This window comes from Serratia sp. BNK-33-b (assembly GCF_048684565.1).
Taxonomy (GTDB): domain Bacteria; phylum Pseudomonadota; class Gammaproteobacteria; order Enterobacterales; family Enterobacteriaceae; genus Serratia; species Serratia marcescens.
Genome location: NZ_JBLQTZ010000001.1, coordinates 2,824,189 through 2,845,625, shown reverse-complemented (window position 1 = coordinate 2,845,625; position 21,437 = coordinate 2,824,189). Strand labels below are relative to the sequence as shown.

At 59.2% G+C, this 21,437-nt stretch carries 22 protein-coding genes; 11 read left to right on the top strand and 11 right to left on the bottom strand.

The window, feature by feature from the left end:
* Positions 1-6: 6 nt before the first annotated feature.
* Together ACMGGK_RS13545 and ACMGGK_RS13540 are read right to left on the bottom strand one after the other, a co-directional pair.
* Entirely contained in the window at positions 7-759 is a 753-nt protein-coding gene (locus ACMGGK_RS13545; RefSeq protein WP_239666340.1) for a molecular chaperone, read from the bottom strand.
* Positions 760-818: 59 nt separating this feature from the next.
* Entirely contained in the window at positions 819-1,352 is a 534-nt protein-coding gene (locus ACMGGK_RS13540; RefSeq protein WP_028128040.1) for a fimbrial protein, read from the bottom strand.
* Positions 1,353-1,727: 375 nt separating this feature from the next.
* Here ACMGGK_RS13540 and ACMGGK_RS13535 point away from each other — a divergent pair, with 375 nt between their 5' ends.
* Entirely contained in the window at positions 1,728-2,411 is a 684-nt protein-coding gene (locus tag ACMGGK_RS13535) for a helix-turn-helix transcriptional regulator (RefSeq protein WP_228988403.1), read from the top strand.
* A 193-nt stretch (positions 2,412-2,604) separates the two neighbouring features.
* Here the strand turns inward: ACMGGK_RS13535 and ACMGGK_RS13530 are convergent, their stop codons facing one another.
* Positions 2,605-2,718, bottom strand: a complete 114-nt coding sequence (locus ACMGGK_RS13530) for a hypothetical protein (protein ID WP_239666341.1) — start codon at positions 2,716-2,718, stop codon at positions 2,605-2,607.
* A 43-nt stretch (positions 2,719-2,761) separates the two neighbouring features.
* On the opposite strand from ACMGGK_RS13530, the gene ACMGGK_RS13525 reads away from it, so the two are divergent.
* The gene (locus ACMGGK_RS13525) at positions 2,762-3,559 is read left to right on the top strand and encodes a hypothetical protein (RefSeq protein WP_049300670.1); all 798 of its coding nucleotides are present in this window, start codon (positions 2,762-2,764) and stop codon (positions 3,557-3,559) included.
* A 240-nt stretch (positions 3,560-3,799) separates the two neighbouring features.
* Here the strand turns inward: ACMGGK_RS13525 and ACMGGK_RS13520 are convergent, their stop codons facing one another.
* Together ACMGGK_RS13520 and ychF are read right to left on the bottom strand one after the other, a co-directional pair.
* Positions 3,800-4,198 carry an Ltp family lipoprotein gene (locus ACMGGK_RS13520; RefSeq protein WP_197754746.1) on the bottom strand — a complete coding sequence of 133 codons (399 nt, stop codon included), beginning with the start codon at positions 4,196-4,198 and terminating at the stop codon, positions 3,800-3,802.
* A 533-nt stretch (positions 4,199-4,731) separates the two neighbouring features.
* The gene (gene ychF / locus ACMGGK_RS13515; RefSeq protein WP_004941048.1) at positions 4,732-5,823 is read right to left on the bottom strand and encodes a redox-regulated ATPase YchF; all 1,092 of its coding nucleotides are present in this window, start codon (positions 5,821-5,823) and stop codon (positions 4,732-4,734) included.
* A 334-nt stretch (positions 5,824-6,157) separates the two neighbouring features.
* Between ychF and ACMGGK_RS13510 the strand changes: the two genes are divergently transcribed.
* The gene (locus ACMGGK_RS13510) at positions 6,158-7,687 is read left to right on the top strand and encodes a SulP family inorganic anion transporter (protein ID WP_420276951.1); all 1,530 of its coding nucleotides are present in this window, start codon (positions 6,158-6,160) and stop codon (positions 7,685-7,687) included.
* Positions 7,688-7,724: 37 nt separating this feature from the next.
* Here the strand turns inward: ACMGGK_RS13510 and pth are convergent, their stop codons facing one another.
* Entirely contained in the window at positions 7,725-8,315 is a 591-nt protein-coding gene (gene pth, locus ACMGGK_RS13505; protein ID WP_028128042.1) for an aminoacyl-tRNA hydrolase, read from the bottom strand.
* A gap of 301 nt (positions 8,316-8,616) precedes the next feature.
* Between pth and ychH the strand changes: the two genes are divergently transcribed.
* Complete coding sequence (ychH, locus tag ACMGGK_RS13500; protein ID WP_004941056.1) at positions 8,617-8,895, top strand: stress-induced protein YchH; 279 nt, start codon at positions 8,617-8,619, stop codon at positions 8,893-8,895.
* A 185-nt stretch (positions 8,896-9,080) separates the two neighbouring features.
* Here ychH and prs read toward each other — a convergent pair whose 3' ends face one another.
* The 3 genes from prs to lolB form a co-directional block, all read right to left on the bottom strand.
* Positions 9,081-10,028 carry a ribose-phosphate diphosphokinase gene (gene prs / locus ACMGGK_RS13495; protein ID WP_004941061.1) on the bottom strand — a complete coding sequence of 316 codons (948 nt, stop codon included), beginning with the start codon at positions 10,026-10,028 and terminating at the stop codon, positions 9,081-9,083.
* Positions 10,029-10,202: 174 nt separating this feature from the next.
* Positions 10,203-11,069: a 4-(cytidine 5'-diphospho)-2-C-methyl-D-erythritol kinase gene (gene ispE / locus ACMGGK_RS13490; protein ID WP_016928102.1), complete on the bottom strand. Its 867-nt coding sequence runs from the start codon at positions 11,067-11,069 to the stop codon at positions 10,203-10,205.
* Entirely contained in the window at positions 11,066-11,689 is a 624-nt protein-coding gene (gene lolB, locus ACMGGK_RS13485; RefSeq protein ID WP_171403479.1) for a lipoprotein insertase outer membrane protein LolB, read from the bottom strand. The genes ispE and lolB overlap by 4 nt, the downstream gene beginning before the upstream one ends.
* A 467-nt stretch (positions 11,690-12,156) precedes the next feature.
* Between lolB and hemA the strand changes: the two genes are divergently transcribed.
* Genes hemA through kdsA form a run of 6 tightly spaced genes read left to right on the top strand, consistent with a single transcriptional unit; the run spans position 12,157 to position 17,531 of the window.
* Positions 12,157-13,419 (top strand): glutamyl-tRNA reductase, encoded by a 1,263-nt coding sequence (gene hemA, locus ACMGGK_RS13480; protein WP_420278079.1) that lies wholly within the window; start codon positions 12,157-12,159, stop codon positions 13,417-13,419.
* 31 nt (positions 13,420-13,450) lie between these two features.
* Positions 13,451-14,536, top strand: a complete 1,086-nt coding sequence (gene prfA / locus ACMGGK_RS13475) for a peptide chain release factor 1 (protein WP_016928099.1) — start codon at positions 13,451-13,453, stop codon at positions 14,534-14,536.
* On the top strand, positions 14,536-15,369 hold the full coding sequence (gene prmC, locus ACMGGK_RS13470) for a peptide chain release factor N(5)-glutamine methyltransferase (RefSeq protein WP_420276950.1): 834 nt from the start codon (positions 14,536-14,538) through the stop codon (positions 15,367-15,369). The genes prfA and prmC overlap by 1 nt, the downstream gene beginning before the upstream one ends.
* A 41-nt stretch (positions 15,370-15,410) precedes the next feature.
* Positions 15,411-15,812: a SirB2 family protein gene (locus ACMGGK_RS13465; protein ID WP_170913124.1), complete on the top strand. Its 402-nt coding sequence runs from the start codon at positions 15,411-15,413 to the stop codon at positions 15,810-15,812.
* A complete protein-coding gene (gene sirB1 / locus ACMGGK_RS13460; RefSeq protein ID WP_016928096.1) occupies positions 15,809-16,618 on the top strand; it encodes an invasion regulator SirB1 in 810 nt (269 codons plus the stop codon). The genes ACMGGK_RS13465 and sirB1 overlap by 4 nt, the downstream gene beginning before the upstream one ends.
* 58 nt (positions 16,619-16,676) lie before the next feature.
* Positions 16,677-17,531 carry a 3-deoxy-8-phosphooctulonate synthase gene (gene kdsA / locus ACMGGK_RS13455; protein WP_004941087.1) on the top strand — a complete coding sequence of 285 codons (855 nt, stop codon included), beginning with the start codon at positions 16,677-16,679 and terminating at the stop codon, positions 17,529-17,531.
* A gap of 47 nt (positions 17,532-17,578) precedes the next feature.
* Here the strand turns inward: kdsA and dauA are convergent, their stop codons facing one another.
* Positions 17,579-19,267 carry a C4-dicarboxylic acid transporter DauA gene (gene dauA, locus ACMGGK_RS13450; protein ID WP_049300661.1) on the bottom strand — a complete coding sequence of 563 codons (1,689 nt, stop codon included), beginning with the start codon at positions 19,265-19,267 and terminating at the stop codon, positions 17,579-17,581.
* 232 nt (positions 19,268-19,499) lie between these two features.
* On the bottom strand, positions 19,500-19,985 hold the full coding sequence (locus tag ACMGGK_RS13445; RefSeq protein ID WP_016928093.1) for a heme-degrading domain-containing protein: 486 nt from the start codon (positions 19,983-19,985) through the stop codon (positions 19,500-19,502).
* A gap of 323 nt (positions 19,986-20,308) precedes the next feature.
* Here ACMGGK_RS13445 and ACMGGK_RS13440 point away from each other — a divergent pair, with 323 nt between their 5' ends.
* A complete protein-coding gene (locus ACMGGK_RS13440; RefSeq protein WP_420276949.1) occupies positions 20,309-21,409 on the top strand; it encodes a GGDEF domain-containing protein in 1,101 nt (366 codons plus the stop codon).
* Positions 21,410-21,437: the final 28 nt, after the last annotated feature.

Below are 21,437 nucleotides of genomic sequence, written 5' to 3'. Positions count from 1 at the left end.
CTGGTTTCAGCGCGCGACGTTAAGGGTGCGCGTGATTTCCACCCCATAGTCATTGATGACGCGCAGCGTGACCTGCCGCACCTCCCCGTTCACCGGCCAACTGGCCTGTGAAAACGGCGGGATCAGATCCGCCTGCGGGATCACGGTGCGTTTCGCGCCGCTCAGGATCGCGGCCTGGCTGACGTTGGCGTAGTAGCCGGTCGGGTTGTCGACGCGCAGCGCGTTGCCGACCTGGCGCAGGCTAAGGCGATCGATGACGTGGTTGGCGTCGCCGGCCAGCCCGGCGGGGCGATAGAACACCTTCAGTCGATTGGTGACCACCAGCAGCAGTTTGTTCTTGTCGCTGTCCGTCTGACGCACGGCGGGCACCTGCAGGAAGTTGAGGTAGAACAGCGATTCGCGATCGCGCGCCAGCGGCTGGCCGACGAACGACAGCCGCACCATTTGCCCGCTGTGCGGATTCATGCGGAAGATTTGCGGCGAGGCGACAAAGGGCGCATCGGCGTTTTCCGGCGTTGACTGCGGGTTATTGATGTCGAGCCAGATCTGCATCAGCGCCGGGGTGCCGTCGTCATTGGTGAACTGCAGCGTTTTTTCCCGCGCCTCGGCGGGGTAGATCACGCGGTTGCCGAGCAGCGTTACGCTGGCCAAGGCGTGGGTGGCGGCAAAACTCATCAGGCAAAGCGACAGGGCGGCCCATCGGCGGGCGGAGCGGGTTATCTGCGGCATAAACGTGAACCGATAAAGGGAGCGAGTCATTCAGCGCCGCCCGCTAAGGAACGGCGCTGGCATCAACAGGTATGGCGCCTGACGCCGGCTTATTTGTAGCTAATGGCGAACTGGGCGGTGGCGATCACCGAACCGGCCGCCACGCCGGTGTCTTCCGCGTAGTAGCGGGCCACCAGATTCTGTGAGGTGGAGGTGGCGTCCTTCGCCAGCGTCATCGCGGAGGTGGTGACGGTCGAACCGCTGGCGAATGACAGCGGCGTGGTGGCGTCGCTGTCCAGCAGTTGAATGGACACCTTGGCCGCATCGCCCGCGTTGCCCAGGTTGCCGTTGGTAGTCGGGTTGTTGCCCGCCAGCACGGTTTTGATCGCCGTATCGCTGGTCGCCGCGGCGCAGCCCGTCACGTTAACGGTAAAGGTGGTGTCGCCGGCGGTGGCGCCTTTGGCGGCGAGTTTGCTGGCGGCGACGGTCGGCAGCAACACGACCGGGTTGGATTGGTTGCCGTTAATATTCACCGAACAGGTTTGCGTGCTGACTTCGCCTTTGAATTGCACGGTATTGGATGAGGCGGCCGCACAGGCGCCGGTGAGAGCCAGCATGGATAATGCGACTAATTTAACATTCATGTGAAATGCCCTTTAATTAACTTTAGAGAAAAGCTTTCCTGACAGTAATAAATTACTGACGTGCGTTTGTTGATTAATCATGTTGCGCAATTGTTTTTTAAACGCGTCGGCAAACATGGATTTTCATCCTAACAAACTAAGAATTTTCCCTATAGGTGTTTTCCGCATGGTAATAAGGTGGTGGTGTGGGTTGTTACATTTATTTTCATTTTCCCTTATGTCATACAAAATGGAAAATAGATCTATATCATTGTGTTGCGTTTTTATTGGGTTGTCAGTTTTTGCTTATGAAATAATTTGAAACATTCATGCCTTTTTTGCGTATTAATCAACGTGCTGACTGCTGCGTGATTATTTGAAAAACATGTTATCAAGATGTTTTATATCGGTGTGCTTTGCAAGCGAATTACCCCAAAAAAGAACAGCGACAAGCTGCCTAAGGTGTGGAAGCATGTTTTCATGCTGATAAGGAGAATTAAAGTGAGAGTGATTTATATCGACGGTTCGTCGTTGTGCCGGTTAGGTATGAAAACATTATTGGGGGGTGGGGTGATAACCTTATCTGCGCCTAATATTAACATCGTTAAAAATATAAGCCCGGCGCCTGATTTAATTATCATGGATTTTCCCCATGAAATCTATCGGTTCGAAGCCTATTTGAGGTTTGTTGACCTTTGCCGCGCTGAATATAAAGACGTCCGGATACTGTTCTTCGTCGATAAGACTTCGCCGCTGATCCTGGCATTTATCGCGGCGGCGCGGCCGGATGCGATTTTGCACAAACGGGAAGCGCTGCAGGTGGTGCGGGAAACCTGCGCGGCGCTAGTCCGCCGTGAAGCGGCGGGCGAACGGCGCGTGGTGAACCGGCATCGGGCGGCGGCGATCACGCCTGGCGAGGCGGCGGTACTGTGTGAAACCGCCCGCACCGAAGATATCCGCCAGACCGCGCGGCGGCTGAATTTGCACCCGAAAACCGTTTATTCGCACCTCAACAATGCCGGCAAGAAGTTCGGCATCCGTAATCGGGTGGAACTGCTGAAGATGATTGCGCTGTTGTAGCGCGCCGTTAACGGGCCTGGACGACGGCCAGCCGCCATCGCGTCATTTCGTCGGCGCCGGGCCCGGCCGCCAGCGCCAAGCTTTGCGGCGGCAGCGATTCGCCGGTCACGGCATCTACCACGGGCAAGGTAGCGGGGTGGCCGGTCGCGCGGTCAACTACGCGCAGCGGCGGCCCGGCCAGCTCGGACAGATTCTATTTGTCGCCAATCTGAATCATCGCCATCACCAGCAACCCGAGATCTTTTCCTTTCTCCGTCGGCAGATACTCATAACGAGCGGGGCGCGTTTGGTATTGCCGCTTTTCGATAAGGCCGTGGCTTTCCAGGGCCTTGAGCCGGTCGGCCAGCGTATTGCAGCAGGAACTGGCACAACGCCTGCTCGGTCATATCCAGAGAAAAAAGAACTTATCTTCCCGCACCTGGTTTGAGCACATGCTGGCCGAGCTAACATCCCCCCTGATTGATTCCAGAACGCTGGCCGAGTGCCAGGGTCTGCTGCAGTTCTTCTTCGACAACGGGGATGACATGGTGAAACGCTATCGGCAAGACAACGAGTGGTTTGAGCTGCAGGACCTGGATACCTACAGCGTGGCCGATCGGCTAATCCAACGAATGCTACGTGAGGATGTCACATCTACCAATAAGTTCCTGACTGCACAACTCCAGCTTGGGAAAGCCTGGTACTGGGGCGCTGAGTATGTCCGTCACCTGCTGTGGCAACATGGGATAGTCGGAGACAGAACGGGCCATCAGCTGGAAGAGTGGATGGAGCGGAGTAACGTCGTCATCTTACAGAAAACCATGGGGAAGAGACTGAACAGCCTGGCCATCACCAAACAGTTGGCGGCCTTTCCCCTGCTGAATAGATATATCTGGGCATGGCGTGATATTAGCGGGATCCAGGCAGTACGGAAATGGGTCGATCGCCAAGTCAAGAAGGATGAGGCTTTTCTGAGCCTGCTGCTGCAGCTCCGGTATCATGGCTTCAGTACCGCGCATGGGTATTATCAAGCGCTGCCACTGACTAATATGACTGAATATCTGGGCGAGACTCAGAAAGTGCTAGCGCGTATTGAACACATCAAGCAGGCCGGCAAGTTCGCGGAACAGGTTAAACAGGTCGAACAGTCGATCAGTAGAAGCCGTTAATCACCGTGGAATTCGTTGATGGGATCTTGCCGGCCAGGGGATCACGTCACGAATGACTGTCCCCCCTGAAACACAACGCGCCTGTGCGACCATTCCCGTCGCCAGGCTGAGTTAACAGGGGGGCCGCTTGGAAAAAGGATATTATCCAACGTGAATAAAACCCGCATGCGGAGGGAACAAACACCGGCGCAATGGAATTCAGTGGCACAAGTGTCACCATCGTTTGAGCCACGCCGTGTTTTAGCAGCCACCTGCCTGTTTTGCGCCGTAGGTTGCCTGGTCAACGGTGTATTTGTCTCCGGCACTTGAGGAAAGTTGATGAATGAGGCCTTTGCACGAGAAGCCCATCATACTGAGATACTGCTTGGCCGATTTCACCGCCTCCTGGTTCCAATCAATGTTCAGGCTGTCCACGGCTACCGTTGCGTCAGAAATCTCGTAACCATCCCCTGCATCCGATGAGAGTTGCTGAATCAGTCCGTCCCGTGAAAAGCCCGCCACACTGAGATACTGCTTCGCAGATCTAGCGGCATTTTTTTGAGGCCCAGTCAAATCTCCTGCCCATGTGGGCGCAGCGACAAACACAGCGGCAGTCAGTACTATCTTCAAAAATTTCATTGAAATATCTCCATAATCCATACGGCGCCTTTCACGCCCTCTAAATCCTTGTCTCGCGAGCCAATTTTACAGGGGTCGCGTGCAAAAGGGAAAACATCCTAAGTTAGATCTGTTTTTAAGCATGGGTGTTTAGCAACGGCCTGGATTGACGATGCCGTATCGTCTAATCAGGCCGCTTCAGCGGCCTTTTTTACGCCTGTTGCTCTCGTCACTCAGGTGATTCTGTTCAACTAAGCTGGCTGAAGTTTAGCGCAGTGCGCTGTCTTTCGATTCTGCCAGAAAGCGGAAGGGCGTTGTGTCACAGCCAAACGAATTATGGAGGGCAGATGTCTGTAACAGCATCGAAATTTCAAGTTATTGATTTATTTAACATAATCGCATTATCTGTACTCACCTCTGTTCAGGGAGTCTGGATCATGCCGGAATTCTGTTTCTGAATGGCGCAGGATTTTGGGGCAAGGTCAATGAAAAAAATCCACGCAATTGCGTGGATTTTATAGCTTTTTGCGATTCTTATGAGATTCAGCCAAACCTCATGAGACAATGAATTTTATTTAGACGTTGAACAAGAAGTTCATCACGTCGCCGTCTTTGACGATGTAGTCTTTACCTTCGGAGCGCATTTTGCCGGCTTCCTTGGCGCCTTGCTCACCCTTGTAGGTGATGAAGTCGTCAAAGGCGATGGTTTGCGCGCGGATAAAGCCTTTCTCGAAGTCGGTGTGGATCTTGCCGGCCGCCTGCGGAGCGGTCGCGCCGACCGGGATGGTCCAGGCGCGCACTTCTTTCACGCCGGCGGTGAAGTAGGTCTGCAGGTTCAGCAGCTCGTAACCGGCGCGGATCACGCGGTTCAGGCCCGGCTCTTCCAGACCCAGCTCGGCCATGAATTCGTCGCGCTCTTCGTCTTCCAGCTCGGCGATGTCGGATTCCACGGCGGCGCACACGGCGACCACCACGGAGCCTTCGGCGTCGGCGATTTTACGCACGGTGTCCAGGTACGGGTTGTTCTCGAAGCCGTCTTCGTTGACGTTGGCGATGTACATGGTCGGCTTCAGCGTCAGGAAGCTCAGGTATTTGATCGCCGCCTTGTCTTCCGCGGTCAGATCCAGCGCGCGCAGCATGCCGGCGTTTTCCAGGTGCGGCAGGCATTTCTCCAGCGCCGCCAGCTCGGCCTTGGCGTCTTTGTCGCCGCCTTTGGCTTTCTTCTGCACGCGGTGGATGGCGCGCTCGCAGGTGTCCAGGTCAGACAGCGCCAGCTCGGTGTTGATGACGTCGATGTCTTCGGCCGGATCGACCTTGTTGTTGACGTGGATGATGTTGTCGTTCTCGAAGCAGCGCACCACGTGGCCGATGGCTTCGGTTTCGCGGATGTTGGTCAGGAACTGGTTGCCCAGGCCTTCACCCTTGGACGCGCCTTTCACCAGGCCGGCGATGTCGACGAATTCCATGGTGGTCGGCAGAATGCGCTGCGGCTTGACGATCTCGGCCAGCTTATCCAGACGCGGATCGGGCATCGGCACCACACCGGTGTTCGGTTCAATGGTGCAGAACGGGAAGTTGGCTGCTTCAATGCCCGCTTTGGTCAACGCGTTGAACAGGGTGGATTTGCCTACGTTAGGCAGGCCGACGATACCGCATTTGAATCCCATGTTGTAATCACCTTAAATATCTTAACTATCAGCTGGTTAGGTTTAACCGACTGCATAAAGGGCAAAATAATGCCGCCATTATACACGTAATGGGCGTTTATCTCGATCAGACTTGCTTGGCGGGGGTGAGCGCAGCGCGGGCGACCGGTTTTTGATTGAGATTTGGATCACATTTACCCATACTGGCCGTTTCGATTAACCGACAGGAAACGCGCCGGATGTATTTCTTGCCTACGCCACCCTGAGCTGTGCCCGCCTGCACTCTGCCGCGCCTTGCGGTACCCCATACCCGCTACGCGGGGAGATGATGTCATCTGTCATAAGTGAATAATGCATGTTTAACCTGAGTAACGTCAGGATCGCGGACGTTAAAAATGAAGTCCTGGCGGGCTTTGTGGTGGCGGTTTCGATGATCCCCGAGGCGGTCGGCTTTTCGCTGGTCGCCGGTCTTTCGCCGATCGTCGGTTTGCATACCGCGTTTATTATCGGCCTGGTCACGGCGCTGTTCGGCGGCAAGCCGGGCATGGTTTCCGGCGCCGCCGGCTCCATTGTGGTGGTGCTGATGAGTCTGGCGGCGCAGTACGGTATGGGTTACGTGCTGTGGGCCACGCTGTTTGCCGGGGGGATCCAAATTCTGATCGGCGCCTTCCGGCTGGGCAAGTTCATTCGTCTGGTGCCGCTGCCGGCGATCCACGGCTTCGTCAACGGTCTGGCGATCGTCATCATGCTGGCGCAGCTGAAGATGATCGCCGGGCAGGGCCCGCTGATGTACGGCCTGGTGGCGCTGGCGATTGCGGTGGTGGTGCTGTTCCCGTGCCTGACCAAAGCCATTCCGTCTTCGCTGGCGGCGCTGCTGGTGGTCTCGGCATTGGCGATCGGCCTCAACCTGCACACGCTGCGGGTGGGCGACCTGGCGGACATTTCCGGCGCGCTGCCGCACTTCAGCCTGCCGACGGCGCCGTTTACCCTGGAGATGGTGCGGGTGGTGCTGCCCTATGCGGTGGTGATCGCCCTGGTCGGTTTGATCGAATCGCTGCTGACCATGACGGTGCTGGATGAAATGGGCGGCAAGAAGGGCAACGGCAACCGCGAGAGTATCGCGCAGGGCGCCGGTAACGCGGTATGCGGCCTGTTCGGCTGCTTCGCCGGCTGCGCGATGATCGGCCAGTCGATCATCAACTTCACCTCGGGCGGGCGCGGGCGCATCTCCGGCACGGTAGGCGCCATCCTGCTGATCCTGTTCGTGGTCAGCCTGTCGCGCTATATCGGCCTGCTGCCGGTGGCGGCGCTGGCCGGGGTGATGCTGGTGGTGTGTTACAACACCTTCGAGTGGAGCTCGCTGCGTCGCTTGCGCCGCATGCCGAAGGCGGACGCGCTGGTGATGGTCGCCGTCACGCTGATCACCATCTTTACCGATCTGGCGGTGGCGGTGATCAGCGGGGTGATTATTTCGGCGCTGGTGTTCGCCTGGCAGCAGGCGCGCATCCGCGTGCGTCAGCGGCAGGTAACGGGCGACGTGGCGGTGTATCAACTGGATGGCCCGCTGTTCTTCGGCTCTGCTGCGGCTTTCGCCGAGCTGTTCGACCCGCAGAGCGATCCGCAGAGCGTGGTGCTGGATTTTGCCGGCACCCGGGTGATGGATTCCAGCGGCGTAGAGGCGATCGATAAGCTGACGGCGCGCTATCTGGCGGCGGGGAAAAGCATTCGTCTGCGCCACCTGAGCGCTGACTGCGTGCGCCTGCTCAAGCGCGCCGGGCCGTTCTGCAGCCATGAGCTGGACGATCCGCAGTATTATGTGGCGGAAGAGGGCTTCACCGCCGATGAGCGCCGCGTGGGCGAGGAGACCTTCAACCCGCGCGGCTAAAAGCAGGCAGCGGGCAGGGCGCCCGCTGCGGCAAGGTTCAGGCCTGCGCCTTGAAGCTGTGCAGGCGCTGAACGGTTTTTTCCAGCCCGTCCTTCATCAGCATCTCGGTGCAGCGCAGCGATTCGTCGATCGCTTCGTCGATCATCTTCTGCTCGCCGGCCGGCGGCTTGCCGAGCACGAAGCCCACCACCTTGTTCTTGTCGCCCGGATGGCCGATGCCGATGCGCAGGCGGTAGAAGTTCGGGTTGTTGCCGAACTTGTTCTGGATGTCTTTCAGGCCGTTGTGGCCGCCGTTGCCGCCGCCGAGCTTGATTTTGGCCACGCCGGGCGGCAGATCCAGCTCGTCGTGCGCCACCAGGATCTCGTTGGGTTCGATGCGATAGAAATTGGCCATCGCCAACACCGCTTTGCCGCTCAGGTTCATGAAGGTGGTCGGCACCAGCAGGCGCACGTCGTTGCCCGCCAGGTTCAAACGGGCGGTGTAGCCGAAGAACTTGCTCTCTTCTTTTAACTGCTGATTGTGGCGCTGGGCCAGCAGATCGACGTACCAGGCGCCGGCGTTGTGGCGTGTCTGGGCGTATTCCGCGCCCGGGTTGGCGAGGCCGACTATCAATTTAATACTGCTCACTGGGAGATTCGCTATGATCAGGGTAATGGAAAGGGCCTTAGTCTACCTGTCGGGGCGGTGAATGACAAAACCCGATCTCTGCCGTCACCTTAGGTAAGAAAGGCGAGTGATTCATTAGCTGAATAATTCAATTTGTCCGCTAATTTTCAGCGCCGTGTTAAGAAGTGTCAATAATTCTTTACCATTTGTGATCGCCTCCGCAATCCCCTTGCCGCAACAGGGACTATACTTAACTTATCAAAGTGGGTTAACAAGTTGCAGCGTTATCCCGGTTGGCACATGGCAATCATGGAGGTGGCATATGAAACGTAGAAGCGCGGACAGAGTGGGCAACTTTTTTATGGGGCTGGGGCTGGTCGTGATGATCGGCGGTGTCGGATACTCCATTATTGCTGAAGTATCCCAGTTCAATCTGCCGCAGTTTTTTGCCCACGGCGCCATCATGAGCATCTTCGTCGGCGCGCTGTTGTGGCTGGTGGGCGCGCGTATCGGCGGCCGCGAGCAGGTGGCGGATCGCTACTGGTGGGTAAAACACTTTGATAAACGGTGCCGCAACGATCAACATCGTTCGTCGCATTGATTAAAAAAGCAGAAGGGAAGCAAGAGCAGGGCAAGGGAACATCTGCCGTGCATTAAGGTTTGAGGTCATGTCGGACTACGAGTAGAAAACCCGTTGTTGCTCACGCACCAACGGGTTTTTCTTTTTCTGCTGTCGAGCGCGCTATCTTTCCGGCGCAGTGGGCGCCGCACCGGAAAGATGACGGATCAATGCTCGAACATCGCAGAGATCGACTCTTCGTTGCTGATGCGGCGGATGGCTTCAGCCAGCATGCCGGACAGGGTCAGAGTGCGAACGTTTTTCAGTGCCTTAATTTCCGGCGACAGCGGAATGGTGTCGCAGACGATCACTTCATCAATCACCGAGTTCTTGATGTTGTCCACGGCGTTGCCGGAGAAGATCGGGTGCGTCGCGTAGGCGAATACGCGCTTGGCACCGCGTTCTTTCAACGCTTCAGCCGCTTTACACAAGGTGCCGCCGGTGTCGATCATGTCGTCGACCAGCACGCAGTCGCGGCCTGCCACGTCACCGATGATGTGCATCACCTGAGAAACGTTCGCGCGCGGGCGGCGTTTGTCGATGATGGCCATATCGGTGTCGTTCAGCAGTTTGGCGATGGCGCGGGCGCGCACGACGCCGCCGATGTCCGGGGAAACCACGATCGGGTTTTCCAGGTTCTGCTGCAGCATGTCTTCCAGCAGGATCGGGCTGCCGAACACGTTGTCTACCGGTACGTCGAAGAAGCCTTGAATCTGCTCAGCATGCAGATCCACCGTCAGAACGCGGTCAACCCCTACGCTGGAGAGGAAATCGGCGACAACCTTGGCGGTGATTGGCACACGCGCGGAACGCACGCGGCGATCCTGGCGGGCATAGCCGAAGTAAGGGATAACGGCGGTAATACGACCTGCGGAGGCGCGACGCAGGGCGTCGACCATCACAACCAGTTCCATCAGGTTGTCGTTGGTCGGGGCACAGGTGGACTGGATGATGAAAATATCACCGCCGCGTACATTTTCGTTGATTTGCACGCTCACTTCGCCGTCGCTAAAACGACCTACAGCGGCGTCACCAAGGCTGGTGTACAAACGGTTGGCAATACGTTGTGCTAGTTCCGGGGTGGCGTTACCAGCAAAAAGCTTCATATCAGGCACGAGAAGAACCTCAGGCTTGCGTCCAGAGAAGATATTGTCATGCGACATCGCCAAGGGGCAGTCGGCGACGCCGGCGCAATATACATACGGGTATGTAAAACTAAAATTGAGACCGCAGGCAGCGCAGGGATAACAGGGCCAGGTGTGCATGACCCTGCGCAGCGAAACGTTGAGCTACGACTCAAACCGCCCGGAACGAATGCGATGTAGTGGGGAGACGTTAACGCCGCGCGCTACAAAACCACACAACCACTCCGGGGCTTGATTTAACACCTGACGGGCGGCGATTTCTGTGTCGAATTCAGCAAACACACAAGCACCTGTGCCAGTCAGGCGTGACGGGGCGTATTCTAACAGCCATGAAAGAAGCTGTTCAACCTCGCGAAAACGTTTTCTTGCGATCGGTTCGCAATCATTTGCGTACGGCGCCTGCAACAGCTCACTTAAGGAGCGAACCGGGGTGTTTCTTTTTAATTCGGGGTCGCCGAAGATAACCGGCGTCGGGATGCCGACGCCGGGATGCGCCACCAGATACCATTTTTCCTGCGGCTCGGCCGGCTGCAGACGCTCGCCGATGCCTTCGGCGAAGGCGGCGTGGCCGCGCACGAACACCGGCACGTCGGCGCCGAGGCTGAGCCCCAATGCAGCCAGTTGGTCGTCGCCAAGACCGCAGCGCCACAGTTCGTTCAGCGCCACCAGCACGGTGGCGGCGTTGGAGGAGCCGCCGCCCAAACCGCCGCCCATCGGCAGGCGCTTGTCGATGCTGATGTCGGCGCCGCGCGGCGCGGTCTGCAGACCCTGTTCATCACAATAGCGCTGCAGCAGGCGGGCGGCGCGCACGATCAGGTTCTGCTCGTCCGGCACGCCGTCGACCGGCGTCAGCAGGTTAATGCGATCGTCCTGGCGCGGGTCAATGGTCAGGGTGTCGCCGTAGTCCAAAAACTGGAACAGCGTTTGCAGCAGGTGATAGCCGTCTTCACGACGGCCGGTGATGTACAGAAACAGGTTGAGTTTCGCGGGGGAGGGCCACTGGCGGATCATTTGAGCGTCCAGTTATCCATTTTCAGCTTGATGCGCTGGTTGCCCTGCTGCAGCTCCAGACGGTTCGGCAGCGTCGGCTGCACCTCGGTGCTGTAGCTCTGGTAATCCACTTTCCAGGTCTGGCCGCCTTGCTGGTAGGTCAGTTTGCTCAGTCGATATTGGTCATCCAGCGCAAAATCGCTGGCTTCGCCCGGCAGGCCGACCATCCACTGGCGCAGGTTGTTCAGCGGGATCGCCATGCCGGTCAGCTTGCGGATCATCTCTTCCGGGTTGTCGCTGACGTAGCGTTTGCCCTGGTTGTCGGTCAGCTGCACCACGTTTTTCTGTACGTTGAGATCCATTTCCGTGCTGCCCAGCGGGTTAGTCAGCAGCAGGCGGTAGCGCTCCGGCGAAAACTGTTGCCAGAAGAAGCGGGCATAGACTTTTTTCTGATCAGACAAGTAGGCGAAAGAGCCGCGGGTCTGATAGGTGCTAAGCTGCTGCACCGCCTGCTCATGGGCGCGCCACTGCGGTGAGGTCGGGCTGGTGGCCGGGCCGGTCGGCTTGGTGGTGGTACAGGCGGCCAGCACCAGGCTGGCCAGCGGGATCAGACGGAGCAAACTAACTTTGCGTATTGGCATAACTTTTTCTTGTCCTTTTGTCCTTGCGGGCATGCGCGACGAAACCCGGATTCAGCGCTCACGCTAACGGGGCGCCGGCGGCGCGTCAATTTTTTGCTGCATCGCGTTGAATCTTGCCGCGTTTACCGGCGTAGTGCCAACGCGGCGCGCGCGTCGGGGTTGCCATTAAGCGTAACACAATCGCCTGAAGGCGGGGGAGGCGCTCCCGATAAGCGGTGCAGAGTTGCGCAAACGCCGCCGTTATGTGCGTCGAATAGCGTGCGCCTCATCGCAAACTGCGCTAAAATTTAAACAATCAACCTACCCTTTGACTATTTATCCCGCTGTATTTATTACTTATTCATTAATTGATGTCGTCTATGACAGCGATTGAACGGAAGATGCGGTTGTTACTTTTATTGATCCCGCGCATCAAGTAGAATGCCGTTCAACGAGAACCCGTACCAACAGAAGTATTACTCGAAGCAATGACCCTGCTGGCGTTAGGTATAAATCACAAAACCGCTCCGGTTTCTCTGCGTGAAAGGGTGACCTTCTCGCCAGAGTCCATCGATGAGGCGCTGACCAGCTTGCTCCAACAACCGTTGGTGCAGGGCGGCGTCGTGTTGTCCACCTGCAACCGCACCGAGCTGTACCTCAGCGTGGAGCAGCAGGAGCACATGCACGAACAGCTGGTCGCCTGGCTGTGCGCCTACCACAACCTGCGTCCGGAAGAGGTGAAGAAAAGCCTCTACTGGCATCAAGGCAACGACGCGGTCAGCCATCTGATGCGGGTGGCCAGCGGGTTGGACTCGCTGGTGCTGGGCGAACCGCAAATCCTCGGCCAGGTGAAAAAGGCCTTCGCCGAATCCCAACGCGGCCAGTCGCTGTCCGGCGAGCTGGAGCGGCTGTTCCAGAAATCCTTCTCCGTTGCCAAGCGCGTGCGCACCGAAACCGACATCGGTGCCAGCGCGGTCTCCGTGGCTTTCGCCGCCTGTACGCTGGCGCGGCAGATCTTCGAATCGCTGGCCGATCTCAACGTCTTGCTGGTGGGCGCCGGTGAAACCATCGAGCTGGTGGCGCGCCACCTGCGCGAGCACAAAGTGCGGCACATGATCATCGCTAACCGCACCCGCGAGCGCGCGCAATTGCTGGCGGACGAAGTCGGCGCGGAAGTGATCACCCTGCCGGAGATCGACGAACGCCTGGCGGACGCCGACATCATCATCAGTTCCACCGCCAGCCCGCTGCCGATCATCGGAAAAGGGATGGTGGAGCGCGCGCTGAAGGCGCGCCGCAACCAGCCGATGCCGCTGGTGGATATCGCCGTACCGCGCGATATCGAACCGGAGGTCGGCAAACTGGCCAACGCCTATCTGTACAGCGTGGACGATCTGCACGCCATCATTCAAAGCAATCTGGCGCAGCGCAAAGCGGCGGCGGTGCAGGCGGAGTCGATCGTGCAGCAGGAAAGCACCAACTTCATGGCCTGGCTGCGCTCGCAGGGCGCGGTGGAAACCATCCGCGACTACCGTTCGCAGGCCGACCAGATCCGCGCAGAGATGGAGGCCAAAGCGCTGGCCGCCATCGCGCAGGGCGCCAGCGTGGAGCAGGTTATTCACGAGCTGGCCCATAAACTGACCAACCGTCTTATTCATGCCCCTACCAAATCCCTCCAGCAGGCCGCCGGCGACGGCGACGTGGAGCGGTTGCAGTTATTACGCGACAGCCTCGGGCTGGATCAGCATTAGTTTTCTCTATTAACAGGGTTTATTACCACGCATGAAGCCTTCTATTGTTGCCAAACTGGAAGCGTTACAAGAGCGCCATGAAGAAGTGCAGGCGCTGCTCGGCGATGCCGGCGTCATCGCCGAGCAAGACCGGTTCCGCGCGCTGTCGCGAGAATACGCGCAGCTGACCGACGTCAGCCGCTGCTTCCTGGAATGGCGTCAGGTGCAGGAGGATCTGGAGACGGCGGAAATGATGCTGGACGATCCGGAAATGCGCGAGATGGCGCAGGAAGAGCTGAAACAGGCGCGGGCGACCAGCGAAGCGCTGGAACAGCAGCTGCAGGTGTTGCTGCTGCCGAAAGATCCGGACGATGAGCGCAGCTGCTTCCTCGAAGTGCGCGCCGGCACCGGCGGCGATGAGGCGGCGATCTTCGCCGGCGATCTGTTCCGCATGTACAGCCGCTATGCGGAAAGCCGCCGCTGGCGCGTCGAGGTGATGAGCGCCAACGAAGGCGAACACGGCGGCTTCAAAGAAGTGATCGCCAAAGTTTCCGGCGACGGCGTGTACGGCCAGCTGAAGTTTGAATCCGGCGGCCACCGCGTGCAGCGTGTGCCGGAAACCGAATCCCAGGGGCGCATCCACACCTCCGCCTGTACCGTGGCGGTGATGCCGGAAGTGCCGGAAGCCGAGCTGCCGGACATCAACCCGGGCGATCTGAAAATCGACACCTTCCGCTCCTCCGGCGCCGGTGGCCAGCACGTTAACACCACCGACTCGGCGATCCGCATCACCCACCTGCCGACCGGCATCGTGGTGGAGTGCCAGGACGAACGTTCGCAGCACAAAAACAAAGCCAAGGCGATGTCGGTGCTGGGCGCGCGCATTCGCGCCGCCGAGATGGCCAAGCGCCAGCAGGCCGAGGCGTCCACGCGCCGCAACCTGCTGGGCAGCGGCGATCGTTCCGATCGCAACCGCACCTACAACTTCCCGCAGGGGCGGGTGACCGACCACCGCATCAACCTGACGCTTTACCGCCTGGACGAGGTGATGGAAGGCAAACTGGACATGTTGATCCAGCCGATCGTGCAGGAGTATCAGGCCGATCAGCTGGCGGCGCTGTCCGCCGAGCAAGAGTGATGGACTATCAACACTGGCTGAAAGCCGCCGCCGCGCGTTTGATCCACAGCGACAGCGCCCGGCGCGATGCGGAAATCCTGTTGGGTTTCGTGACCGGCAAGGCCAGAACCTTCCTGATGGCGTTCGGGGAAACCGTGCTGACGCCGCCGCAGCAACAGCAGCTGGAGACGCTGCTGGCGCGCCGCGAACGCGGTGAGCCGGTGGCCTATCTGGTGGGTGAACGCGAGTTTTGGTCGCTGCCTCTGTCGGTCTCGCCGGCGACGCTGATCCCACGCCCGGATACCGAATGCCTGGTGGAACTGGCACTGGCGCGCCTGCCGCCGCAATCCTGCCACTTCCTCGATCTCGGCACCGGCACCGGCGCCATCACGCTGGCGCTGGCCAGCGAGCGCCCGGATTGTTCGGCTATCGGCGTCGATGTGCAGCCGGAGGCGGTTGCGCTGGCGCAGCACAATGCGCACAAGCTGAGGATCGACAACGTCCGATTTCTACAGGGCAACTGGTTTGCGCCCGTCGCGGGGCAACGCTTTGCGCTGATCGCCAGCAATCCGCCCTATATCGACGCAGCCGATCCGCATTTGTCACAGGGCGACGTGCGCTTCGAGCCGGGCAGCGCGCTGGTCGCCGCCGATCACGGGCTGGCGGATCTGGCCGCCATCGTGCGCCAGGCGCCGCACTATTTGCAGCCGCAGGGTTGGCTGCTGTTGGAACATGGTTGGCAGCAGGGCGAGAGAGTGCGCGCGCTGCTGCAGGCTGCCGGATTTTCCGCTGTCGCCACCCACCGTGATTACGGCGACAACGACCGCGTGACACTCGGCCAATGGCCGGGATAAGCGCCCCTCATAATAACGACGCCCGGGCCATTTAAGGGAGCATCATGACTGCATACACCGCGTTGAAACATTTCCATTTGCTGACGGTCGCCATCAGTATTACCTTGTTTGTGCTGCGTTTCTACTGGCAGTGGCGCCGCTCGCCGATCATGGGGCGCCGCTGGGTCAAGGTAGCGCCGCACCTGAATGACACGCTGCTGTTCGTCAGCGGCATCGCGCTGGTGGTGACGTTCGGGTTTTATCCGCTGCTGGGTATGGACTCATGGCTGACCGAGAAGCTGTTTGGCGTTATTATCTATATCCTGCTTGGCTATGTCGCATTGGGCAAGAAGACCAAAAGTCAGCGGCTGCGAACCGTGGCGTTCGTGCTGGCGTTGGGCTGTCTGTATCTGATAATTAAACTTGCCACGACGAAAATACCGTTTCTGATGGGATACCTATGAGTAGCATTGCTGATTTTGAATTTAACACCTCGCCGCTGAGCGAAGGGGTGATCCTGGTGTCGCAGTCGGTGCGGCGCGACTTCCCGGCTGCCGACGTGGAGCGAAAGCTGCAACAGCTGGTGGATGAAGCGCGTGCGGCAGTGCCGGTCGATATCACTCAGGAGCAGCAACTGGATGCGCTCATTGAACTGTTCTACAAGACCTGGGGATTCGGCGGCGCCAGCGGCGTGTACCGCCTGTCGGACGCCATCTGGCTGGACAAGGTGCTGGAAGGGCGGCAGGGCACGCCGGTCTCGCTGGGCACCATTTTCCTGCACATCGCCAACGCGCTGGATCTGCCGCTGCTGCCGGTGATTTTCCCCACCCAGTTGATCCTGCGCGCCGATTGGCTGGACGAAGAGCTGTGGCTGATCAACCCGCTGAACGGCGAAACCCTGAGTGAGCACCAGCTGGAAGTGTGGATCAAGGGCAACCTGGGGCTGGGCGCCGAGCTGGAAGACGACGACCTCGATGAGTCGGAGAACATCATGGTGGTGCGCAAGATGCTGGACACGTTGAAGGCCGCCCTGATGGAAGAAAAGCAGCTGGAAATGGCGCTGCGCACCAGCGAAACGGTGCTGTGCTTCGATCCGGAAGATCCGTACGAGATCCGCGACCGCGGGCTGATTTATGCCCAGCTGGAGTGCAACCACATCGCGATTTCCGATCTCAACTATTTTGTCGAGCAGTGTCCTGAAGACCCGGTCAGCGAAGTGATCAAAGTACAGATCCACTCGATTGAGCCGAAACAGGTGACGCTGCATTAATTCAATGACTCCGTGCAGTTTGCAAGGCGACGGTAACAACCTTAACAAAGGCGAAAGCATGAAACAGAAAGTGGTTAGCATTGGCGACATCGACGTAGCAAACGACCTGCCGTTTGTGCTGTTTGGCGGTATGAACGTGCTGGAATCGCGCGATCTGGCGATGAGCATCTGCGAGCACTACGTCACCGTGACGCAAAAACTGGGCATTCCTTACGTATTCAAAGCTTCCTTCGACAAAGCCAACCGTTCTTCCATCCACTCGTACCGCGGTCCGGGCCTGGAAGAAGGGATGAAGATCTTCGAAGAGCTGAAAAAAACCTTCGGCGTGAAAATCATCACCGACGTGCATGAAGCGGCGCAGGCGCAGCCGGTTTCCGAAGTGGTTGATGTGATCCAACTGCCGGCCTTCCTGGCGCGTCAGACCGATCTGGTGGAAGCGATGGCGAAAACCGGCGCGGTGATCAACGTCAAGAAGCCGCAGTTCGTCAGCCCGGGGCAGATGGGCAACATTGTCGACAAGTTCAAAGAGGGCGGCAACGACCAGGTGATCCTGTGCGATCGCGGCAGCAACTTTGGCTATGACAACCTGGTGGTCGACATGCTGGGCATCAACGTGATGAAGAACGTCACTGGCGGCCATCCGGTGATCTTCGACGTGACCCACGCGCTGCAGACCCGCGATCCATTCGGCGCCGCGTCCGGCGGCCGCCGCGCTCAGGTGGCCGAGTTGGCGCGCGCCGGTATGGCGGTTGGCCTGGCCGGCCTGTTCCTCGAAGCGCACCCGGATCCGAACAACGCCAAGTGCGACGGTCCTTCCGCGCTGCCGTTGGACAAACTGGAACCGTTCCTGGCGCAGATGAAAGCCATCGACGACCTGGTGAAGAGCTTCCCGGAGCTGGATACCAGCAACTAAGCGCTCGTCGCCATAAAAAAAGCCCGACTTGTCGGGCTTTTTTACGTTTAGGCGCCGGTGGCCGCCAGCGCTTCCGGCAGGGTCGGATAGAACTGCAAGCGGCCCTCGATCGGCTGCACCCGCGCGCGCGCCAGGGTTTTCAGCGGCTGGAATGGCACGTCGGTGATCACCAGCTTTTTATCCGCCGGCAGCACGTCGATAAAGCGCCGCAGGGCGTTCAGGCCGCCGGCGTCGAGCACCGGCACCGCATCCCACTGCAGCACGATTGTTCGGTAGTCCTCGCTGCGCGCCAGCAGTTCGCTAAAGATGCGCTCGGCGGCGGCGAAGAACAGCGGGCCATTCACTCGCAGCACCAGACGGCCGTCATCGGCGCTCAGTTCGCTTAGCCGCGTCATGCGGGCGATGCGGCGCATAAACAGCAGCGACGCCAACACGATGCCCACGGTAATGGCGATCACCATGTCGAACAACACCGTCAGCGACATGCACAGCAGCAGTACCAGAATGTCGTCCTTCGGCGCCCGGCGCAGCAGGTAAATCACTTTGTGAGCCTCGCTCATGTTCCAGGCGACCATCAACAGCAGCGCCGCCATCGCCGCCAGCGGCAGATAAGAGAGCCATGGCGCCAGAACCAGCAGCGCCAACAGCACCAGCAGCGCGTGGATGATGGCGGACACCGGCGAGGTGGCGCCGGCGCGCACGTTGGCGGCCGAGCGGGCAATCGCGGCGGTCGCGGTGATGCCGCCGAAGAACGGCGCGATGATGTTGCCCGCGCCCTGGCCGATCAGTTCGCTGTTCGAGTTATGCTTCTTGCCGGTCATGCCGTCGAGCACCACCGCGCACAGCAGCGATTCGATTGCCCCGAGCATCGCCATCGAAAACGCCGCCGGCAACAGGGCGGAAACGGTTTGCCAACTCAGAGTGAACGGCTGCCCGCCGCCGCCCGGCAGATCCCAGGGCAGCAGCAGCTGCGGCAAGATAGGCGGGATGCCCTGGCCGCTGCTGCCATCGGCCAGCAGGTAGCTGAAGCGGGAGCCGATGGTTGCCACCGGGTGGTCAAACAGCGTCAGCAGCCCCATCAGCGCGGTGCCCGCCAGCAGCGCCGGCAGGTGGCCTGGCACCCGCAGGCCGAGCTTGGGCCAGAAGATCAGGATCAGCAGCGTCACGGCGCCGATCAGGGTATCGCCGAAATCCAGCGTCGGCAGCGCCTGCAGCAGGGCGTACAGCTTGCCGACGTAATTTTCCGGCGTGTGCGCCAGCTGCAGGCCGAAAAAGTCCTTGATCTGCATGGTGGCGATGGTGATGGCGATGCCGGAGGTAAAGCCGAGCGTCACCGGCAGCGGAATGTACTCGATCAGCCGGCCAAAGCGCGCCAGCCCCATCAGCAGCAGAAATACCCCGGAGATCAGCGTGGCGACCAGCAGGCCGGCCAGGCCGAACTGCTGAGAAACCGGATACAGGATCACTACGAAGGCGGCGGTGGGGCCGGAGACGCTGTAGCGCGAACCGCCGCTGACGGCGATGACGATGCCGGCGATGGCGGCGGTATACAGGCCGTACTGCGGCGGCACGCCGCTGGCGATCGCCAGCGCCATCGCCAGCGGGATGGCGATAATACCGACCGTCACCCCGGCGATAGCGTCTTTCAGCAACCGCGCCAGGTTATAAGGTTCCCGCCAGCAGGCGTCTATCAGCGCGCTGAAGGGGCGAATTTTGTTTATTTCATGGGTTTTCATCTACGGTGCGTACCAAATCTTCAAAAGTGAAAGGAATGGCGGGCCCGATGAGGTCCGTCTTGTCACGTGACAGATACCATACGCCTTTTGTTCAGCGGATTACCAGACCTGTGTCAATTTGACGCAGGAAATCAGAGAGTCGCCCTTTTGTTCGGCGCTAAATGCCGAAAATAGAGAAGTCAGCCGCAGATTCTGCGGCTGAAAAGGAAAGTGACAGTCAAGGTTTTAACGGTTATTGCAGGTCGGGCAGGGATAAGCCGAGAAAGTGGGCTAAAGTGCTCACCAATAGTTGGTGATCTTCCTTCTGCGGCGCGCCGGAAATGCTGATGCTGCCGACGCAGCCGAGGCCGGTCAGGGTGAGCGGGAAGGCGCCGCCGTGCACCGAATAGTCGCGCACGCTCAGCCCGTAACGCTCCTCCAGCGACGTTTGCCGCTGCTGCAGGCGCAGGCCGATGGCGTAAGAGCTTTTGTGAAAATGGTTCACCAGATTGCGCTTGCGCCGCACCCAGTCGGCAATGTCCGGCGTGGCGCCCGGCATGGCGTAATAAAACAGCGTCTGCCCGGCCAGTTGGATCTCGATGGCGATGCTCAGGCCGCGCCGCTCGGCGGCGGTTTTCAGCGCCGCGCCCAGTTCCCAGGCGGTGGCGGCGTCAAAATGGGTAAAGGCCAGCGTCGCTTCCTGTTCGCTGAGCGCTTGCAGTTCATCGTCGATATTCATGCGGTTCTCCCCCGATAACACAACGCTCAGAGTAGCCTGAAGCGTGCGTCGTGAGATAGACGGCTTGGCGATAAGATAGAACTGCTACTCTATTAATAGACTGTGTATCCCTATGGATTTCAAATTGCAGCTAGGCGCCCAGCGATCGCATCCCCGGGAGCTTACTCAGGTAAGTGACTGGGGTGAGAGCGTGCAGGTAACAACGCTGCGGTTTGAAAGACGACGGGTATAAATGGCCGCCGCCGAAGCGGAGACGACAGGGATGCGTTATTCAACGTCTGCACATTACCCCCTGGCGATCCCGAGGAGCGCGCTGACTATTTATGACTTACATTGCGTCCATTTCCACCCTTTACAGCGACGCCTGCATCACCTACGCGACGTTGTCGATAAGCTATTTCCTTCTCAGCAAGAATGCCCCTTTTTCTTATCAATCCGCTCTGTGGAAGCGCGTTGTTTTCGGCCTGCTGGCCGGGGTGGCGGTGCTGTATTTGAGCCAGGATCGGCTGGAGCTGACCGATAAGGTGCATTACAGCTTTGCGATGATCCCGATGATTTTGGTGACGTTCTTCGGCGGCGGCGTCAGCGGGCTGGTAAGCTTTCTGTTCGCTATGGCGCTGACCGGCGGCTTCACCGTCGATAACCTGTTCATCGCCTCGATCGTCGCGCCGCTGCTGCTGTCGCGGGTGTGGCTGAAGAAATCCCATCGGGTGTTTTACCTGACGATCGGCGTCATCGCGCTGTATCGCATCGTTGTGGTGTGGCTGTTGGTGGACCTGAGCGGGCTGTGGCCGGATGTGTTGCTGTACCAGGCGGCTTCGGCGCTCTGTCTGGCGATTTGTTATCATGCGCTGAATTTCAAAGAGCGCCATATCTACGCCTATTTCGCGATGCGCGCGCGCGCCACTACCGACAGCCTGACCCACATCAACAACCGCGCCAGCGTCGATTATCAGCTGATGCTGCAGCGTGCCGAACGCCGCCCGTGCGGGCTGATGATCCTCGATTTGGATAACTTCAAAAGCATCAACGATACCTACGGTCATCCGGCCGGTGACGTGCTGCTGGCCAGCGTCGGCCGGCTGCTGCAAAACAGCGTGCGCAATGAGGACCTCGTCGGGCGCTACGGTGGCGAAGAGTTTATGGTGATCACCGCCAGCTACGATCCGCAGGTCATCGGCGGGGTGGCGGAGCGCATTCGCAGCGCGGTTGAGAGCTCGACGTTCTTGCTGAATGCGCATGACGAAGCGCACATCACGCTGTCGATCGGCGTGTCGCTGTATCTGCCGGGCATGACGCTGGACAAGGCGATCGCCATGACCGACGAGGCCTTGTATGAGGCGAAGCGCGGCGGTAAAAACCGGGTGGTGACCAGCCGCGTGATGCAGCTGGCGCCGCTGGGCGCCGGATTCCCGCGCGAATAAGCCGCCTCCGCCGCCACGGCGGGGGCGT

Coding starts and splice junctions, on each gene's coding strand:
- ACMGGK_RS13545 (WP_239666340.1), bottom strand. CDS start 759: ATGACTCGCTCCCTTTATCGGTTCACGTTTATGCCGCAGATAACCCGC.
- ACMGGK_RS13540 (WP_028128040.1), bottom strand. CDS start 1,352: ATGAATGTTAAATTAGTCGCATTATCCATGCTGGCTCTCACCGGCGCC.
- ACMGGK_RS13535 (WP_228988403.1), top strand. CDS start 1,728: ATGTTTTATATCGGTGTGCTTTGCAAGCGAATTACCCCAAAAAAGAAC.
- ACMGGK_RS13520 (WP_197754746.1), bottom strand. CDS start 4,198: ATGGATTATGGAGATATTTCAATGAAATTTTTGAAGATAGTACTGACT.
- ychF (WP_004941048.1), bottom strand. CDS start 5,823: ATGGGATTCAAATGCGGTATCGTCGGCCTGCCTAACGTAGGCAAATCC.
- ACMGGK_RS13510 (WP_420276951.1), top strand. CDS start 6,158: ATGTTTAACCTGAGTAACGTCAGGATCGCGGACGTTAAAAATGAAGTC.
- ychH (WP_004941056.1), top strand. CDS start 8,617: ATGAAACGTAGAAGCGCGGACAGAGTGGGCAACTTTTTTATGGGGCTG.
- ispE (WP_016928102.1), bottom strand. CDS start 11,069: ATGATCCGCCAGTGGCCCTCCCCCGCGAAACTCAACCTGTTTCTGTAC.
- lolB (WP_171403479.1), bottom strand. CDS start 11,689: ATGCCAATACGCAAAGTTAGTTTGCTCCGTCTGATCCCGCTGGCCAGC.
- hemA (WP_420278079.1), top strand. CDS start 12,157: ATGACCCTGCTGGCGTTAGGTATAAATCACAAAACCGCTCCGGTTTCT.
- prfA (WP_016928099.1), top strand. CDS start 13,451: ATGAAGCCTTCTATTGTTGCCAAACTGGAAGCGTTACAAGAGCGCCAT.
- prmC (WP_420276950.1), top strand. CDS start 14,536: ATGGACTATCAACACTGGCTGAAAGCCGCCGCCGCGCGTTTGATCCAC.
- sirB1 (WP_016928096.1), top strand. CDS start 15,809: ATGAGTAGCATTGCTGATTTTGAATTTAACACCTCGCCGCTGAGCGAA.
- kdsA (WP_004941087.1), top strand. CDS start 16,677: ATGAAACAGAAAGTGGTTAGCATTGGCGACATCGACGTAGCAAACGAC.
- dauA (WP_049300661.1), bottom strand. CDS start 19,267: ATGAAAACCCATGAAATAAACAAAATTCGCCCCTTCAGCGCGCTGATA.
- ACMGGK_RS13445 (WP_016928093.1), bottom strand. CDS start 19,985: ATGAATATCGACGATGAACTGCAAGCGCTCAGCGAACAGGAAGCGACG.
- ACMGGK_RS13440 (WP_420276949.1), top strand. CDS start 20,309: ATGACTTACATTGCGTCCATTTCCACCCTTTACAGCGACGCCTGCATC.